Consider the following 17,460-nt stretch of genomic DNA (forward strand, 5'->3'; position numbering starts at 1 on the left):
ATACCTACCGGCACAGTACAATTGATAAAAATTTCCTTAATGGTTAGTTTTTTTTGTTATTTCATGGGGCGCAATCCCGTGCGATCATGCTTACACTAAACATCCTTCTAAATGACCAACTGACGACACCCCCGAGGTCCTTAATGCCGCAGCCGCTTGATATTAGAAAGTTACCTCCGCTAAAGGCGCTGAAAGGCTTTGAGGCGGCGGCCCGCTTGCTGAGTTTGCGTCAGGCGGCGGAGGAGTTACATCTGACACATGCCGCCATTAGCCATCAGATTCGCGCTCTGGAAGACGATTTAGGTTGCGAACTTTTTACCCGTAATGGGCGAAATGTTGTGCTGACGCCTCAGGGGGCACAACTCTATCCGGTGGTTCGTGAAGTAATTGAGATGTTGATCAATGGCGCGGAAACCATCCGTCGAGCCGGCGCACCCTCGGTGCTGAGTGTGCAAACCTATGTGACGGTATCAATTCGTTGGCTATCCCGGCGTTTGCCACGGTTTAGAGGGCTCTATCCCGACTTAGATTTACGGGTGTCATCTCAAATTGTTAACCAGCAGTTTGATGAGGCGAATGCGGATATCGGCATCATCTATAGTCAGACCCTCCCGCCGGATCACCTGCACTGGACGCCTTTGTTCAAGCCTAGTTTGTTTACCGTCTGTAGCCCAAGCCTGATTGGTGCACGGGGCACCGAACTGCAACCGGCTGACTTGTTGGATTATCCGTTAATCACGGTGAATACCGAAAAATGGCAGTGGCCTGATTGGCTGATGTCGGTTGGTCTGGAGGGCATCTTGCCGATGCAGGCGCTGGTGGTTGATACCACGGCAACCGCTTTGGAGATGGCTATCGACGGTGAAGGTATCGCGCTGGTGAATGGCCCGTTTGCGGATGATGATCTTAAATCAGGTCGGCTGATTCGGCCGGTGAGTCATGCGATGCTCAGTCCGGGTGAGTGGGGCATTATTTGTCGTAAGGATATGCTGAATGATGAGCGGGTCAGTATCTTTATGAGTTGGTTGATTGCTGATGTTAAGGGTCATGGTTAATCGCAGCTGTTAGGGCGGTTAACGCGCGTTTGTGCACAGGCATCACTTGTTGGTGTGTTTAATATTTACTCTCCTCTGTTTCTCGGTTGTTGATGTTCCGTATTCATCGGATGTTATTCATTAGCTGAAAATCTCTTCGCCTTAACCCGTGGAAAAGTCGATTTGTGAACGCATAGGCCGCATTGAGATAAATGGTTAATTTTCTTTGTGGTTTGTACAAAAAATGTATGAGTTGGCTTCATTGACACTAAAAAGCGGCTATATGACTATGTAAATCGAACTTACTAGTGTTTTTTACTCATATAGCACGGCACGTATTAGACGCACTGCTGAGCTATGCCCCTGTAATGGTTGTCACCTCGGTGGCGGATGGCCGGAGAGCGATAAAATGACGAGTCGAACGTTTAGAATTGTACTAGATTGTCCAGATCGGGTTGGTATCGTGACTCGGGTATGTGAGGCGATTACCTCCAACGGCGGTTGGATCAGTGAAGCAGCCCATCACTCTGATGTCGATAGCAACTGGTTCTTTTCTCGTTTTGAGATACAGGCGGATACTCTACCTTTTGGCCTGGATAAGCTAGAGCAAATCCTGATGCCGTTACAGCAAGAATTAAGCATGAATCTTAGGCTGGTGGATAGCGATCAGCCGAAGCGGGTGATGTTGATGGCGAGTAAAGGTAGCCACTGCCTATCAGATCTGCTGGATCGCTGGCGCAGCGGTGATTTGCGGTGTGATATTGTCGGGGTGATCTCTAACCATGAGGGTATGCGTGGGCTGGTGGAGTGGTATGGTATTCCTTATCACCATGTGGTGATCGATAAAGCGGATAAAGCCACTGGGTTTGCCAAGGTTGAGGCATTAGTTGAGGCGAAGGAGGCCGACTGTGTTGTGTTGGCCCGCTATATGCAAATTTTGCCGCAAGCGCTCTGTGAGAAATTGCGCCATCAGGTGATCAATATACATCACAGCTTTTTACCTTCATTTATGGGCGCCAAACCCTATCATCAGGCGTCTCGGCGAGGCGTTAAGTTGATCGGAGCAACCTGTCATTATGTGACCGAACAACTCGATGAAGGGCCGATTATTGATCAAGACGTGGTACGCGTATCCCACAGCGATAAGGTGAGTGATTTAGTGCGTCTGGGTAAAGATGTCGAGAAAAGCGTTTTAGCGCGGGGCTTACGCGCTCATTTAGAAGACCGAGTGCTGGTGCATGGTAATAAAACGGTAGTGTTTAATTAACCACGTGGATTGATTCGATCTGTATTTGTTGTTTCCGGGACGATGTTTGATAACATGACCCGCCGATAGGGTATTCAATGGCTAAGGTCGAACAATAATAGAGAGGATTAATGAATGTCTGCACTGATTCTGGATGGTAAGGCGGTCGCAAAGCATCGCGAGCAGCAACTGCACACCGCGGTTGAAAAGCTCCGGGCGGATGGCGGTATCAAACCCGTATTGGCAACCATTCTAGTCGGCAGTGATCCAGCATCGGCGACCTATGTGCAGATGAAAGCGAATGCTTGTGAACGTGTCGGGATGGGATCTGTGCGGGTAGATATGCCTCAAGCCACGACCACTGACGAGTTATTAGCGGTAATTGATCAGTTGAATCGGGATAGCGATATCTGTGGTATTTTATTGCAACACCCGGTGCCAGCGCAGATCGATGAACGACGTTGTTTTGATGCCATTGCGATTGCTAAAGATGTGGACGGCGTCACCACCCGAGGGTTTGGTTTAATGGCGATGGGTGAGGCCGCCTTTGGATCGGCGACTCCTGCGGGCATCATGACACTATTGCGACACTACGATATTCCCTTGGCAGGTAAACATGCGGTGGTGGTCGGACGCAGCCCTATTTTGGGTAAACCGATGGCGGCAATGTTACTCAATGCGAATGCCACGGTAACGATTTGTCACTCCCGGACAGTCGATCTTGCACAACAGGTTGCCCGGGCTGATATTGTCGTCGGCGCCGTTGGCCAGCCGGAATTGATTAAAGCGGAATGGATAAGCGCCGGTGCGGTTGTCGTAGATGCTGGCTATCATCCGGGTGGCGTTGGTGATATAGAAAAGACAGGCTTGGCTGAGCGTGTTGCCGCACTGACACCGGTGCCCGGTGGTGTCGGCCCGATGACCATCAATGCGCTGATCAGCCAAACATTGGATGCGGCGCTACAACGTTAACGGCGTTATAGATCTAAACCATACAGCGGCTGTGTTTGATCCTGGCTGATCATAAAGTCGCTGATAATCTGCCTAACTTTTAGTACTTCGGGTCGTTCACTGTGTTCAAGTGACGACCAGAGTGCGATATCACGACGGGATGAGGCCACTCCCTCTACCTGAAGCATTTGCTGGGGGTTTATCTCCTTGGTCATTAAGGCCAAACGGGCGGGTAACCAGACCAGCATATTAGTGGTGTTGAGTAGATGGATAACTGAGCGAATACTGCCGGTAAACGCCATCTGTGCGGCGTCCACCCCGGTGACCTCGGCCTGACTTTCTAGAAAGCCAGCACTAGCCCCCGCGATGATCCATTTTTGCTGGGCGATATCGGCTTTGCTTATCGGTTGTTTAGCATCAATCAGCTTGGATTTCTTCCCTGCAAAGATGCCTGCTCGGTCGCGGAATAATATCTGTCGATCGAGTGATTTCTGCGTCACCGATAAATGTGCTGGGGCAATTAAAAAATCTAATTCACCTTCCTGTAACAGACCTATCTGTGCCGCGGCAGAACCAGTACGGAAATGAAAGGCATAGCGTTTCTCGGTGAGAAAGTAATCGGTCATCTGTTTGACCGTAGCAAACTCCCAGAGCGGGTCGATACCGACCACAAATTCACTTTTATAGCCGCTATGAAACTGTCGAATAACTTCATCTGCTTTCACACTTTCAGCCAGAATTCGCTCACCAATCTGTGAGAGCCGTGCGCCAATCTCCGTAGGGATAACACCATAGCGGGTGCGCTTTAATAGGGGGGCACCGACTTTCATCTCTAACTGCTGAATGCTGCGACTCAGGGTCGGTTGGGTGACGTGCAGTTGCTCACAGGCACTGGTGAGAGAACCCTGTTTGACGATAATGGCTAATTGCTTCAATAAGTTAGGGTTCATCTATGCATATTCTTTATGTCTGATCTTAAAAAGTAATTATTCCTTATATTTATAGTGCTTTAAAGTGGTCTTTGCTATAAGTGAAAATTTGTGCAGCGACAGGCAAGCGACTGATACGGATTAAAACATGCTGCAAACGTTGTTTACGCTACTCTGGCTAGAATTAGGGCTATGCTAAAAAGAGGGATATCCAATTCGCGAGGGTTTACTGCTGGGTCGGCAAAGAGTGTCGCCGTCGTCGCCATGGGTTTGCGGGTTGTTTTATCAGCGTAAAGCAGACAATGGGTTTCTAAGACGGTTGTGTTTTAGAGATAGAACAAAAATAACATCAATGGATACTATGCAATGAAGAAAACAATTTTAACGGGTGTACTGGCGGTCACCGCTGGTTTAATGGTGCAAACCACGCAGGCGGCGGATTACACGTTACGTTTAGCTCATTTTTTCCCACCGGTAGCAGCGATACACAAAAATGTCGCGCAGGCTTGGGCAGATAAGGTCACCGCAGAATCTGACGGGCGTATCGCCGTTGAAGTGTATCCTTCGTCGACTTTGGCTAAACCTCCGGCACTGTATGATGCGGTGACTAATCGGATCGCCGATGTCTCGCTGACGGTGCAAGGCTACACCGCAAACCGTTTCCCCCTGACCCAGATTGTCGAACTGCCGGGAGTGGCGAAAAGTGCCGCTAATGGTTCTTGTATTATTCAGCATCTGTATGACGAGCAGCTGATTAGCGATGAGTATAAAGATACCAAGCCGCTTTTCCTCTTTACCCATGGGCCGGGCCATATTCATACCACTGAAAAACTGATTAAAGAGCCAGCCGATTTTGAAGGTTTAAGAATTCGTCGTCCAACCGCGGTGGTCGCAAAGCTGTTGGAAGGTTTGGGCGCCAAACCGGTGGGTATGCCTGCACCTCAGGCTTATCAGTCGGTGCAACGCGGCGTTATTGATGGTGTTGCACTGCCATGGGAAGGGCAACTGACGTTCCGTATGAATGACCTGACGCCTTACCATACTGAGATTGGTGGTTTGTATACCTTGTCGTTCTTGATGACCATGAATAAAGATGTCTACAATAGTATGCCTGCTGATCTGCAAAAGGTGATCGATAATAACTCCGGCGATAGCTGGTCGCAGATTGCGGCGAGTGAGTTTGATGCGGCCGATGTCCGAGGTCGGGCACAGGCTAAAGCTGAAAAACATGAGATCTATCGTGTTAAAGATGGCGTTAATAATCCGGCTTGGAAGCCCGTGTTAGATAAGGCGGCAGAAGAGTACCTTGCGGCGCTGGAAGCTAAGGGATTAGCGGCAAATAAAGTTTATGCTCGGGCACAGGAGTTGGCGCAAAGCTGCCAATAACATGCTGCTGCGGCCTATCCATATAGGCCGCAGTTGATTCCTCGATTGAGACTAAGGTGATGTGCTTAGCGCTACCGCGCTATTGAACCTTAAGTCATCCATCTATTCTCTATCTCTCGCAGGGCTTTGCCCCTCTTTGATTGCTCTCGCCAAGTGTGACACCTTTCATCTCCCTGCTTATTCAGTCGTAGTCATGGCGTCATCCATCAAGTCCTTCCATTCAGCCTTTGGCGTTATTGAAGTCTGCACTTGGCTGAGCTCTGTGTTATCCATTGGTTAACGGTAAGGCATACAAAAACTTTATATCTGGCATTAAAAATCAATTATTCCTTATATCTGTAATAAGCTAAAGTGCTGTTATCTCAAGAACGACATAACAAGAAGGATGATGCGATGCAATATTATGTGGATGGATTTCGTGGTGGCGATCCCGATAAGAAAAATGCGACCAACACCCGCCGTGATCGTGGCGAGTTTGCGCCGCTACCGGAAAAGGTCGATGTATTAATTGCCGGTTGTGGCCCTGCTGGTCTTTGTCTGGCAGCACAGCTATCGCATTTTCCTGAGATCGATACCATGATCGTCGATCCTATGCCGGGCCCGCTGGAAAAGGGGAAAGCAGACGGTATTAATACGCGCACGATGGAGATGTTCCAAGCGTTTGGGTTCGCCGATAAGGTGAAGCGTGAAAGTTATTGGGTGAATCAGACCAACTTTTGGATGCCTAATCCTGAAAACCCCGCCCATATTAAACGTATTGGCCGAGTACAGGATGTTACCGATGACTCGTCAGAGATGCCGCACATACTGATTAATCAGGCGCGGGTGCATGAACTGTTTCTGGATGATATGAATCAATCACCAACACGGCTGACACCCGACTATAGTTGGTCTGTGGTTGATCTCGAGGTCGATACAACCGCAACTGATTATCCGGTGACGGTGATTCTTGAAAATACCGGTATCAATGCGGGCGAAAGAAAAGTCGTGCGGGCTAACTATGTGGTTGGCTGTGATGGCGCGCGTTCGGCAGTGCGTACGGCGATTGGTGGCAAACTGCATGGTGATGCGGCGCATCAGGCGTGGGGCGTGATGGATATTCTGGCGAATACGGATTTCCCCGATATTCGACAAAAATGCCTTGTTACTTCGGCTCATGAAGGGAATGTGCTGATCCTTCCCCGTGAAGGGGGGTATCTTTTTCGGATGTATGTCGAGCTAGATAAACTGAATGCCGATGAGCGCGTTGCTAACCGTAACTTCACCGTGGATCATTTGATTGCTGGGGCTAACCGGATCATGCAGCCCTATAGTTTGGATGTGAAAGAGGTCGTTTGGTGGTCGATCTATGAGATTGGTCATCGTATGACTGATCGCTTTGATGATGTGCCTGAGGGGGAATCAGGTCGCCGCAATCCACGCGTCTTTACTGCTGGGGATGCCTGCCATACCCATAGCCCGAAAGCCGGGCAGGGTATGAATGTCTCGATGCAGGATACCTTCAATCTGGGCTGGAAGCTGGTGCATGTGTTGCAAGGGCGTGCTTCGGCTGACTTGCTACACAGCTATTCCTCTGAACGTTGGACCGAGGCTAAGCGGCTGGTCGAAACCGACCACGAATGGGCCCGCATAATGTCGGCCCCAGTAGGTGAATCCACATTGGATAACGGCGATGAACCCCGCTTTATGCAACAGTTTAAAGCGAACTTGGAATTCACTGGCGGGCTGGCGGTTAAATATGATCCATCGTCGCTGGTTGGTACACCTACCTATCAGGCGCTGGCGAGCGGCGAGGAGATCGGCCGACGTTTCCATTCAGCCCCGGTGGTTAGGCTTGCTGATGCAAAACAGATGCAGTTGGGGCATGTCGCCGAGGCTGATACTCGCTGGCGGATCTATGCTTTTGCGGGTAAAAACGACAGTTCATCGCCGGGTTCTGCGATTCATCAACTGGCGGATTGGTTGCAACATGATCTTCGCTCTCCAGTGCTGACATTTACCGCGGAAGATGAAGATATCGATGGTTTGATTGATCTGCGGGCCGTGTTTCAGCAAACCTTTGATGAGCTGGCTTATGAAGAGATGCCGTCGCTGCTGCGGCCAACAAAAGGCAAGTTGGGTCTTCAGGATCATGAAAAAGTGTTTTGTGTCGATCACAAAGGCTTGGGTGATATTTATGATATGCGGGGTATCGATCGTGAGCAGGGCTGTATGATTGTTGTGCGACCGGACCAATACATTGCCCATGTACTGCCGCTGGATGCTTATGACGCTTTAACCGCGTTCTTTGCCGGGATCTATTTGCCCACAACCCAATGATAAAAAGATAGGGAAAACGGATGAAAGCAGGTGTTGGCGTTATCTAGCAGCTGCTTTTTTTATTACCATTAGTCCGGTGTGCAGGCTCAATAGGTTATGTGAGTGATGTGCCGTGATTATTTAGCCAATCGATAAGGACACCCCGATAGCTATTGTGATTCTCTTCAGACGCCGGCCAGACGATATGTAACCCTTCCTGGTCTTTACCTTCGATCTTTCTCAGCACTGTTAGTTTTTGTAGTGCTAACTCCTCCTCTAATAAGAACCCGTGCACGAGTGCTATTCCCTGGCCGTTAACGGCGGCATCAATGGCAAGATAGGAGTGGCTCAAGGTTAATACCTGCCTAGGGGTATGACCGAGTAGGCGAGACCAGGAGTGATGACTGTCCTCTATTAGACGATGATCGGCAAAGTCCGCCAGATCGACAGGCTGTTCCTCTCTCGACAATCGTTGTGGCGCACATACCGCATATAGAACCATGCCTGAGAGCTGCTGATGGTTGAGTTTAGGTTCGCTAGGCGGAGCGCCTAAGCGGATTGCGAGGTCGACATCCTCCGTTGAGAAATTGGTAAGATCTTCGCTGGCGGCGATAGAGACATTGATATCGGGATAGCGTTGGCTAAAAGCAGCCACCCGAGGCATCAGCCATTTAGTGACAACCGACGGTGGAGCGCTTATGGCGAGCCGTTGCCGTTGCCCAGTCAATTCATCCGTCGCCTTGTTAATCAGGCTCAGCGCTTGTCTGATCGATTGGTGATAGGCCTCCCCTTTAGGTGTGAATGTCACTCCCCGAGCGTGTCGGGCAAATAATTTAATACCGATATCCTGTTCTAGCTTTCTAATTCTTTGGGCAACCGCTCCTTGGGTTAGGCATAGTTCTGCAGCGGCCAGCCTGAAATTTAGGTGGCGGGCTGCCGCATCAAATATTCTCAGAGTATTTAGATTGATCTGCATCGGTGATCATGTCCATCTGCTGATGAGGATGTAGATTTTCTACATTCTTATGACAGCTTATATGATTAGTCAATGTCCGCTGTGGATTTTATAGTCATCGACATCGCCTGTGATGCACTTAATATGATGAGGAATAGCAATATGCAGATGATCGCAACCAACCGTTTTTGGCATCGAGACAGAACCGCTTTTTGGCTTAAATGGGCTGCTTCGGTGATACAGATACTGGGCTATTCGGCAACAGCTTTTGGTTACACGCCTATGAATATCTATCTGTTTTTAGTGGGCTTAGTGGGTTGGTTTATCGTCGGTGTACTGTGGAATGATAGGGCGATTATGTTGATTCATGTGATCGCACTGGGAGCGATGTTGGTCGGGATGCTACAGTCGTTTTAAGAGGGGCTAGCCGAGGAGATAGGCTAGGGAAAGCGTCCACAGACCTTTATATATCGATCTGTGGACTTTTTTAGCAAAGGCTGGTTAATGATTATTCATATGAACGGGCAATTTGCCGAAGTTCATTTAAGGCGGATTTAGCGTCCACACCTTGCTCCTTTGCCATGTCGATAAATGCCTGATCCATCCCCTTAATCACCTGCTCAAATTCTTGATAGATAGCATCATGGGTGGTGATTTCGGTAATCTTAACACCATAGGTTTGAGCCGCATTTAATCCATCTGTATCACTTTGATCCCAGGCTCTGCCCGCCATCGCTGAGAGTTTTTCACCCGATACACTGAGTATTGCTTGTTGATCTTCGGTGGATAGGGATGCGAGAAAGTCGGGATTCATGAACATACCAAAGCTTCCTAGGTACATACCTCCCGGGAGTAAGGTGAGATAGGGGGCGACCTCTTTTAAACGCAATGATTTTTGCACATCCGTCGACATAAACACGCCATCAATGACCCCCTGTTGCATCATTTCATATACTTTTGTTGCCGGGGCGCCCACCGCGGTGATACCAAGGCGATGACCGATCTCTCCCTGAATACCACCACCGATGCGGATTTTCTGTCCTTGCAAGTCAGCGAGTGAATTAATTGGGTGAGCGCTGTGTATTTGCCCGGGACCGTGAGTAAACAGCCCAATCACTTCCAGTCCTTCATGTTCGTTGGCTTGGGCTAAGTATTTATTATGTATGCGCCAGTGTGCGACTGACGCTGCTTCGGCGTTGGCTCCGAGTAACGGTAATTCAACCATTTGGGTGAGTTTGAAGCGGCCTGGGACATAGCCATGATAACTCCATCCGGCATCGGCTACGCCGTCTTCGACGAGCTCAAAGATCGTTTTTGGATGGCCGAGTCCATATTCAATCTCTACCCTGACACGGCCCTCTGTGGCTTCCTCTACCCACTTCCCCCACGTTGGGATAACGACGCTGTTTTGTACATGAGATGGTGGTGCCCAACTGGCAAACTTCATCACGGTTTCAGCGGTCGCAGACATTGAGGTGATAAGTGTTAATGAGAAGACGCAACGCTTAGTTATTGTCGATAACATCGTATTTATACCTAAAATTATTATTGTTGTTGAATAGCGCGAAGGTCGCGGTAGAACGGGAGCTCAAAATTTAACGACTTAAAAAACGTTCAGCGTCCAGCGCCGCCATGCAGCCCATGCTTGCTGAAGTAATTGCTTGTCGATAAATATGATCAGCGACATCGCCTGCCGCAAAGACCCCGTTAATACTGGTCTGGGTTGTATTGCCTTCTAGCCCTGCGTTTACCGTGAGGTAGCCATTCTTCATATCAAGCTGTTGTTCAAATAGGGTTGTGTTTGGCTGATGGCCGATGGCAATAAAAACCCCGTCAACATCAATGATTTTTTCTTGATGATTAAAGCGGTCTTTCAAGCGTAAATGGCTTACGGTTTGACCATCGCCTAACACCTCTTCTAATTGATGGTGCCAAAGGATATCGATATTGCCGGTTGCTGCTTTAGCGGCGAGCTTTTCCTGGAGTATTTTCTCCGCCTTTAACTCATCGCGGCGATGAATTAAGGTGACGTGACTGGCAATATTGGCTAAATAAAACGCCTCTTCAACGGCCGTATTACCACCACCAATCACAGCGACTTTTTGGCCTTTGTAGAAGAAGCCATCGCAGGTTGCGCAACCACTGACACCTTTGTTCATATATTCAGCTTCAGATGGCAGACCTAAGTACTGTGCCGATGCACCAGTCGCGATAATCAATGCATCGGCGGAATAACGCACACCGCTATCACCAATTAAGCTAAAAGGGCGGCGAGATACGTCGGCTGAGACAATATGATCGTATATGATCTCTGTCTCAAAGCGTTCCGCATGTTGTTGCATTCGGGTCATCAATTCAGACCCCTGAACGCCGTCAACATCACCCGGCCAGTTGTCCACATCCGTGGTGCCGGTTAATTGCCCGCCGATAGCCGTGCCGGTAATGATCACCGGATTTAGGCCTGCCCGTGCCGCATAAATCGCCGCGGTATAACCGGCTGGGCCTGATCCAAGAATAATCAACGAAGCATGTGTACTCTCAGTCATGGCCGTTATCCACATGTTGATCAAGCCACTGGCTAATCTGACTTTCCATGAGGGCTCCGCTGCGTCGAGCAACTTCTTGTCCGTGCCAGAAAAGAATCAGGGTTGGTGTTGTTTTAATCTCGTATTGGGCGGCAGTGAGTTCAAATACTTCCATATTGGCCATACCTATTTGGAAACGCTCGGGCTGCTTCCCTAATAGTCGTTTTATGGCGGGCCCTACCATTTTGCAGGGCCCGCACCAAGGTGCCCAGACATCCACTAACACAGGCTTAGTTGCCGAGTTGATGAACGTCTCAAAAGTGTCATCAGTTACATCTAAAATATCCATTCGAGGTCCTCTTATACGTGTTTGCCAGCATCCCAACCTTTGTGGCCGACCGCACGTTCAGTTACTTGGGTCGGTAGCTCCTCCAACTCAGTTGCCATCGTGTCGTTCCAACGATTGAGATATCCAAATAGCGCAACGGTCGCCACAATTTCAACAATTTGGCTTTCATCAAAATATTTTTTCAGGGCATCAAAATCTTCTGACGAGACTTCATTTGGTAGCGTGCCACCCTTAATACCGATGGTGATGGCTGCGCGTTCTGCGTCAGTGAATTGTTCACTGGTTTCAAACTCCCAAATGGCAGCGATTTTCTCGTCTGGCGATTTGTAGATGCTGGATAGGTTGCTCATATGTGACTGACAGTAGCGGCAACCTGAGGCGAGGCTGGATGCCAGTGCAACCAGCATTTTGAGTTCTTCAGGTACGCTTCCTTCATATAGAATGACTTGATTTAACTGGCCGAACACTTTCGATATGTTGGGGCGGCGGGCCATTGTTTTTACACTATTCGGGCAGAAGCCACGGGTGTTTTCATAGTGCTCAAACATCTCGCGTAATTCTTGATCTACTTCGCTGTTTTCTAAAGGTCTTAGGTGAGCCATCATTGTTCCTCTTGTCTGTTCTTCTGCTTGAGTGATACTGTTTGAGGTTATATTAGGGATGGCTCGCAAAGCTGTCTGTCCCTCTAAACAGGGACAAATAATTAAGATGTTAAATAAAACCAGTGAGGCCAGATGTCGGTTTTAAATGAAGTAGCAGATTCAGCGTGGGTAGACTCCGTTGCTGAGACCATCATCGCGCTTGGCAGTGCGGGATTCCCCGCTAAGCTTCTCGATAAATTGAATCAGTTTGTGACGGTGAATCACCTATCTCTTGTTCATCTAGAGGAAAATAACCGGGTGACCTATGTGTTTTCGGCCAGTGATCAGCAGGTGAATATCACCAAAACGATGCAACAACTCTATCTGTCTATTTATTACCGCTTAGATCCCAATAAAGATTTTTTCGATCATTTTAATGAGGATTATCAAACCTTAGTGCGTCGGTTACAGCCAAAAGATATTCAAGATCTTGATTATCGAAAGCTTTGGTATGAGCGAATGGGCATAGTTGATCGGCTTTCTATATTAACCAGGGCCGATAACGGGCTTTATTGTTTGAATCTGTTCCGGACTGAAAAAGGCTTTACGGCAGAGGAAGTATCCTTGATTCAAGCTTTGAGTAAGGTATTGTCGGCGTTGGTGGTTAGGCACACACGTTTGAGTGGCTCTTTATCGAGCTTTATGACACGGGGCGCGCAGATTTACACCTTGATTGAAAGGCTTGAAACCATCGATGCGAGCCTGACCAAGCGAGAGAAAGAGGTCTGTTCTCGCATTCTGTTAGGCATGAGTTCGGAAGGCATTGCACTGGACCTCGATATAAAGATGCAGAGTGTCCAAACGTATCGTAAACGGGCCTATGCTCGCCTTAGTATCACCAGCCAGAATGAACTATTTTCTCTATGTTTAACAACTGCTTAAATCGGTCATGATTGGGCTTGTTTAGCCCTGTTCTTCAGCGAGTTCAACGTCATATTAACGGCTTTAGTTGTCGGTTTCTGATAGCGTGCTTAACGGCGGGCTCATGCTTTTGCTGTTGTCGATGCCATGACCGGGTAAGCCGGTGAGTAAGGCGCCAGAAGGGGATCTGTTTGGCACAGATTGCTCCGTGCTTTTTTATTTTTACTGCTTTCAGTTTAGTTTCAGTTTTAATCATTAAAGTGTGAGACATCAAGTAGAGATGAAGCGGCGCTGATGTAAATCGTTTGCTTATATCGATTCGGTGTTGGGCTAGCGATTAATTAAGTTAGCCGATGGATAACCTGATATTAGAGTTATCTACATACCGAAATAGCCTGTGCTTGAATACGTTTAACTCAAAGATTAAATGTAAAAATAACGAAAGCAATATTATCGATTTAACGTGGAGTAATAAAAATGAATAAGGCAAGCTTAGCGACAGCACTACTTCTTGGCGCATCAACTGCACTGCTTAGCGCAGGTGCTGTTGCCGGTCCTAATAGCCAACTTAAAGTCTCTGAAACAGCATCTGCTGAAGTTCAGGCGAAAGTGAATGGTTGGTTAGCGGGCGATAAAATTAGTGGCCGTAAAGATAAATGCTTTGGCATTGCGTTAGCCGGTGAGAATGACTGCGCTGCCGGTGCGGGTACTAGCTGTGAAGGTACTTCAACTCAAGATTTCCAAGCGAACTCTTGGACCTATGCGCCTAAAGGCACTTGCGAATCGATTATCACTCCAAATGGAACAGGTTCTCTTGAAGGTTAATAAATATCGGCCTCTGCCGTCTTTGACAGCAGGGGCGCATCTCGGTGCCGGCCTGGGTTTAAAGGCCGACCATCTGGATGATATTTTAGCCTTGCCGGTGGCTGATGATGCCCCGCAGGGCAATCGCCTTTGGTTTGAGGTGCATACGGAGAACTACTTTGTAGCAGGCGGTCCACGGCGACATTATTTGCGCTCAATCCGTGAACGTTACGAGCTTAGTTTTCACGGTGTGGGCGGCTCACTCGGTTATGACCATCAATCCATGCCTGAGCATATTAAACAGGTTAAAGCGTTAATTGATGAGTTCGAGCCAACCCTGATATCCGAACATGCCGTTTGGTCCCGTTCTGGCGGCGCATATTTTGCCGATTTGATGCCCCTGCCTCGAACACAGGATGCACTGCAGTCATTGGTGGATGGTGTGGATCGTTTTCAATCCGGTATCGGGCGGCGTATTTTAATTGAAAATCCGAGTAACTATTTGGATTTTACCAGTGAGATGGATGAGCCCCAGTTTTTAGTTGAAGCGGCGCAGCGTAGTGGTTGCGGCTTATTAATCGACATTAATAACCTGTATCTCAGCAGTAAGAATACCGGTATTGATGCCGCACAGTACTTATCACAGATCCCCGCTGAGTTGGTGGGCGAAACTCATATAGCAGGACATGATCCTGATCCCGAGTTAGGCCAAGCGTTATTAATCGATAGCCACGCCTCACCCGTTGATTTGCCAGTATGGGAGTTATTACAGCATGCGTTAACGCTGTTCGGTCACCGACCTGTACTGGTGGAACGGGATGCCAATCTACCGCCGTTTGCTGAATTAATGAATGAACGTCAGCAAGCACAAGGTTACTTAGATCAATGCCGCCATGAAGCTGCCTCAGCTAACGTTTCTCTAGGGGAGACTCGGTAATGGCACTTAGCCCTTATATTGATGCTTTTACAGACTACCTGCGTACCGGTGATACACGCGGGATGAATGACTATTGCGTTGATGCAACGCAGATAAAACGGTTAGCGGTTTATCGGAATGGTTTTTATAAAGGCTGTATAGACGCACTAGCCGCGAATTTTCCGGTGTGCGAAAAAAGCCTAGGGCGAGAATCTTTTAACAAGCTTGCCAGTCTGTATGTGGATCACTATCCACCGGAGATCGGCACATTGGTCGGTTATGGAGAATACTTTCCTTATTTTATAAGAGATCTATTGGCGGTATTAGAAGAGCAAGGAGGGCCAATGCTCTTGCCCGCGAGTCTAGTTGATCTGGCACGCTTAGATTATGCCTGGCTTACGAGTTTGATGAGTGCTGATGCGACGCAGACCCTAACCGCCGAAAAAATCACTTGGTTGGTTGAGCATGGTGAGGATTTTACTCAAGTGCAGGTGACATTAAATGCCAGTGTTGACCTGCTGCGCGTTAATGCCGGCACCTTGAATCAATGGATTGGCTTTAAAACGAATAGTCCTGATGTCGAGCCACTGGTGTTGTCTCCAGAAGGGCATATGAATTTGTCTGAGTTGGCGCAGGCGGATAGCACTATAGATGTTGATACTGTGATGTTTTGGCGACTCAACGATGCGGTTCAAGCGCGCTTACTGTCAGCCCCTGAAGTGGCATTGATGCGAGCATTACAGGATGACGGTGTACTCGAAAAAGCGTTTGCTGCCGCATTGGCCTTAGATCCTGACTTTGATGTGAGCGATGTTTTTTCTGCCTGCCTGCAGAATGAAATATTAGATATTGATTTGACGAAATATAATTATAAACATTAGGACATTAATATGAAGATGATAGAGAAGTTTCGCGCGTTATATGTGCAAATGGGTTTACAGCTATCTCGGTTTTTAGAACCCTTAGCTCTATTTTTTCTTCGTTTTATGGTGGCGAAGGTTTTTCTCGATTCGGGCTTGAGTAAGTGGGATGGCTTCCTGCAGTTTAATGTTGATAAGTATGACCTGTTTATGTATGAATTTTTCTGTCCTGATCCGGTGAGGCCGGGAGCTTTGCAGTTATGTAACCCTGAAACACTCGACTATGTTGAAGGCTCATTTGTAGTAAAAATGATTGAGCTGCTGGCGGTATTTGCCGGTATTGCTGAAGTACTGTTACCCATATTATTGATTATCGGTTTATTTTCTCGTTTTGCTGCGTTAGGGCTAATTGGTATGACGATGTTCATTCAACTGGCGGTGTTTCCGACCTGGGATCATTGGATCAACCCTGCATCTTGGTGGGCGATCTCCTTATTAGTGATTGTTGCACGGGGCCCAGGCATCCTCTCGATCGATCGCTTGCTTGGCTTGGACGCAAAGCCAACGTCAGTTCATCATGACGCTAGCCATTGATCTTAAGCGGGCTTGGTTGCTCTTCAACTAGGCTCTATAATAACGGTTTAGTTGGCTATCATAGCGGCTAAACCGAGTGCCGGACGCAATATACCCTAGAGATATGGGTGATTCCTTGTTTTGGGACATTCAATAGGTGAAAAAATGCGTCACATCTATTAGGCTGTACTGAGATTATTGCAATGATGTAAGGATAATGAATGAAGATAGATCAAATGGTCTCTTTGGAAGACTGCTTAACTGATTTAACCTGCGAACAACTCGATAATATTCTGGCTAAAATCCCCGACTTAGGTAGACAAAAACAAAAGAAGCGACAGGAATATCTTTCACGCAAGCTGGCAAGATCAGGCGTGACGGTAGAGCTACCAAAAGTGGGATCTGTTCTTAATGAAGCAGCGACCCTCGGTTATGATTTTGGTGGATTAGTGAAAGATATGGCGCGTTATCAAAAAAACAAACGATAGTCGAAGCGTTCACCGAGCTTTTTCCGTATTTTGTATAATTTTTGTATAAGCTCGAATGTTTTTATCTTTATGAGTACGATTTTATGACCCAGCTGAACTCGCGATAACCTAGGTTGTCGTTTGTTAAGTCTTAGGTGACAAAGATAAAATGCTATTTTATTGATGACATGGGTTGACCCTTGTTAGCTGTGGATAAGTTGAACGGCTAAATGTCTGCTGGGCTGTGTATTAGGTTATATTATTTTTATGAATTTTTAATCGATGCTTTCTTTTTTATTAAGTTGGATAATGAAAGTTAGTCACGATTATTTTTAAGCGGTATGTCTGGACGGTTTTTCGTTTTTTATTCTCTATATAATTATAGCGATAAATAGAAAACCAAGAGGTTAACCGATCTTAACTATGTATTGCTTTGTTTCGCATAATGAATACTTAAATGGCTAAAAAAGCCTGTTTGATGGGATGAAAATCAAACCTGAATAGGCAAATATAAGGGTTAGATTGCGCTTTCAATCAAACTTGTTATTATTCATCCATATAGTCGGGGGGCCGTTAGGCTGAGATTGCATGTTTCGAGACCCGTTGAACCTGATTCAGTTAACACTGGCGTAGGGAACTATAAATCTAGCTTGGTATGATTTGAT

The 17,460-nt window shown here is 47.5% G+C and carries 18 protein-coding genes and 1 riboswitch; of the genes, 12 read left to right on the forward strand and 6 right to left on the reverse strand.

What is annotated here, in order from left to right; genetic code table 11:
- The first annotated feature begins 143 nt into the window (after nucleotides 1-143).
- From AC0L4K_RS00695 to AC0L4K_RS00705, 3 genes are all read left to right on the forward strand, one after another.
- The gene (locus AC0L4K_RS00695; RefSeq protein ID WP_417227850.1) at nucleotides 144-1,055 is read left to right on the forward strand and encodes a LysR substrate-binding domain-containing protein; all 912 of its coding nucleotides are present in this window, start codon (nucleotides 144-146) and stop codon (nucleotides 1,053-1,055) included.
- Between the two features lie 388 nt (nucleotides 1,056-1,443).
- A complete protein-coding gene (gene purU, locus AC0L4K_RS00700; RefSeq protein WP_473267890.1) occupies nucleotides 1,444-2,301 on the forward strand; it encodes a formyltetrahydrofolate deformylase in 858 nt (285 codons plus the stop codon).
- A 114-nt stretch (nucleotides 2,302-2,415) separates the two neighbouring features.
- Nucleotides 2,416-3,252 carry a tetrahydrofolate dehydrogenase/cyclohydrolase catalytic domain-containing protein gene (locus AC0L4K_RS00705; RefSeq protein ID WP_473267891.1) on the forward strand — a complete coding sequence of 279 codons (837 nt, stop codon included), beginning with the start codon at nucleotides 2,416-2,418 and terminating at the stop codon, nucleotides 3,250-3,252.
- 5 nt (nucleotides 3,253-3,257) lie between these two features.
- Here the strand turns inward: AC0L4K_RS00705 and AC0L4K_RS00710 are convergent, their stop codons facing one another.
- The gene (locus tag AC0L4K_RS00710) at nucleotides 3,258-4,181 is read right to left on the reverse strand and encodes a LysR family transcriptional regulator (RefSeq protein WP_417227853.1); all 924 of its coding nucleotides are present in this window, start codon (nucleotides 4,179-4,181) and stop codon (nucleotides 3,258-3,260) included.
- Between the two features lie 345 nt (nucleotides 4,182-4,526).
- On the opposite strand from AC0L4K_RS00710, the gene AC0L4K_RS00715 reads away from it, so the two are divergent.
- Both AC0L4K_RS00715 and AC0L4K_RS00720 read left to right on the forward strand, forming a co-directional pair.
- Nucleotides 4,527-5,546, forward strand: coding sequence for a TRAP transporter substrate-binding protein (locus AC0L4K_RS00715; RefSeq protein ID WP_417227854.1), 1,020 nt, complete (start codon nucleotides 4,527-4,529; stop codon nucleotides 5,544-5,546).
- A gap of 393 nt (nucleotides 5,547-5,939) precedes the next feature.
- Nucleotides 5,940-7,865, forward strand: coding sequence for an FAD-dependent monooxygenase (locus AC0L4K_RS00720; RefSeq protein WP_473267892.1), 1,926 nt, complete (start codon nucleotides 5,940-5,942; stop codon nucleotides 7,863-7,865).
- 94 nt (nucleotides 7,866-7,959) lie between these two features.
- Here the strand turns inward: AC0L4K_RS00720 and AC0L4K_RS00725 are convergent, their stop codons facing one another.
- Complete coding sequence (locus AC0L4K_RS00725) at nucleotides 7,960-8,820, reverse strand: LysR substrate-binding domain-containing protein (RefSeq protein ID WP_473267893.1); 861 nt, start codon at nucleotides 8,818-8,820, stop codon at nucleotides 7,960-7,962.
- Between the two features lie 141 nt (nucleotides 8,821-8,961).
- Between AC0L4K_RS00725 and AC0L4K_RS00730 the strand changes: the two genes are divergently transcribed.
- The gene (locus AC0L4K_RS00730; RefSeq protein WP_417227857.1) at nucleotides 8,962-9,216 is read left to right on the forward strand and encodes a DUF6552 family protein; all 255 of its coding nucleotides are present in this window, start codon (nucleotides 8,962-8,964) and stop codon (nucleotides 9,214-9,216) included.
- 91 nt (nucleotides 9,217-9,307) lie between these two features.
- Here the strand turns inward: AC0L4K_RS00730 and AC0L4K_RS00735 are convergent, their stop codons facing one another.
- From AC0L4K_RS00735 to AC0L4K_RS00750, 4 genes are all read right to left on the reverse strand, one after another.
- A complete protein-coding gene (locus AC0L4K_RS00735) occupies nucleotides 9,308-10,324 on the reverse strand; it encodes a TRAP transporter substrate-binding protein (RefSeq protein ID WP_417227858.1) in 1,017 nt (338 codons plus the stop codon).
- 70 nt (nucleotides 10,325-10,394) lie between these two features.
- On the reverse strand, nucleotides 10,395-11,345 hold the full coding sequence (gene trxB / locus AC0L4K_RS00740; protein WP_473267894.1) for a thioredoxin-disulfide reductase: 951 nt from the start codon (nucleotides 11,343-11,345) through the stop codon (nucleotides 10,395-10,397).
- A complete protein-coding gene (locus tag AC0L4K_RS00745; protein ID WP_473267896.1) occupies nucleotides 11,338-11,673 on the reverse strand; it encodes a thioredoxin family protein in 336 nt (111 codons plus the stop codon). Before AC0L4K_RS00745 ends, trxB begins: the two co-directional genes overlap by 8 nt.
- An 11-nt stretch (nucleotides 11,674-11,684) precedes the next feature.
- Nucleotides 11,685-12,278: a carboxymuconolactone decarboxylase family protein gene (locus tag AC0L4K_RS00750; protein ID WP_473267897.1), complete on the reverse strand. Its 594-nt coding sequence runs from the start codon at nucleotides 12,276-12,278 to the stop codon at nucleotides 11,685-11,687.
- Between the two features lie 129 nt (nucleotides 12,279-12,407).
- Between AC0L4K_RS00750 and AC0L4K_RS00755 the strand changes: the two genes are divergently transcribed.
- The 6 genes from AC0L4K_RS00755 (at nucleotide 12,408) to AC0L4K_RS00780 (ending at nucleotide 16,816) form a co-directional block, all read left to right on the forward strand.
- Complete coding sequence (locus AC0L4K_RS00755; protein WP_417227862.1) at nucleotides 12,408-13,196, forward strand: helix-turn-helix transcriptional regulator; 789 nt, start codon at nucleotides 12,408-12,410, stop codon at nucleotides 13,194-13,196.
- Between the two features lie 456 nt (nucleotides 13,197-13,652).
- Nucleotides 13,653-14,000, forward strand: a complete 348-nt coding sequence (locus tag AC0L4K_RS00760; RefSeq protein WP_417227863.1) for a BufA1 family periplasmic bufferin-type metallophore — start codon at nucleotides 13,653-13,655, stop codon at nucleotides 13,998-14,000.
- Nucleotides 13,990-14,916, forward strand: a complete 927-nt coding sequence (gene bufB, locus AC0L4K_RS00765) for an MNIO family bufferin maturase (RefSeq protein ID WP_473267898.1) — start codon at nucleotides 13,990-13,992, stop codon at nucleotides 14,914-14,916. The genes AC0L4K_RS00760 and bufB overlap by 11 nt, the downstream gene beginning before the upstream one ends.
- Nucleotides 14,916-15,776 carry an HvfC/BufC family peptide modification chaperone gene (locus AC0L4K_RS00770; RefSeq protein WP_473267899.1) on the forward strand — a complete coding sequence of 287 codons (861 nt, stop codon included), beginning with the start codon at nucleotides 14,916-14,918 and terminating at the stop codon, nucleotides 15,774-15,776. Before bufB ends, AC0L4K_RS00770 begins: the two co-directional genes overlap by 1 nt.
- A gap of 9 nt (nucleotides 15,777-15,785) precedes the next feature.
- Nucleotides 15,786-16,349 carry a DoxX family protein gene (locus tag AC0L4K_RS00775; RefSeq protein WP_417227866.1) on the forward strand — a complete coding sequence of 188 codons (564 nt, stop codon included), beginning with the start codon at nucleotides 15,786-15,788 and terminating at the stop codon, nucleotides 16,347-16,349.
- A gap of 200 nt (nucleotides 16,350-16,549) precedes the next feature.
- The gene (locus AC0L4K_RS00780; protein ID WP_417227867.1) at nucleotides 16,550-16,816 is read left to right on the forward strand and encodes a hypothetical protein; all 267 of its coding nucleotides are present in this window, start codon (nucleotides 16,550-16,552) and stop codon (nucleotides 16,814-16,816) included.
- Between the two features lie 532 nt (nucleotides 16,817-17,348).
- Nucleotides 17,349-17,448: riboswitch (TPP riboswitch) on the forward strand.
- The last annotated feature ends 12 nt before the right edge of the window (nucleotides 17,449-17,460 follow it).

The sequence above is a fragment of the Amphritea sp. GJ51-11 genome (genome assembly GCF_055808735.1).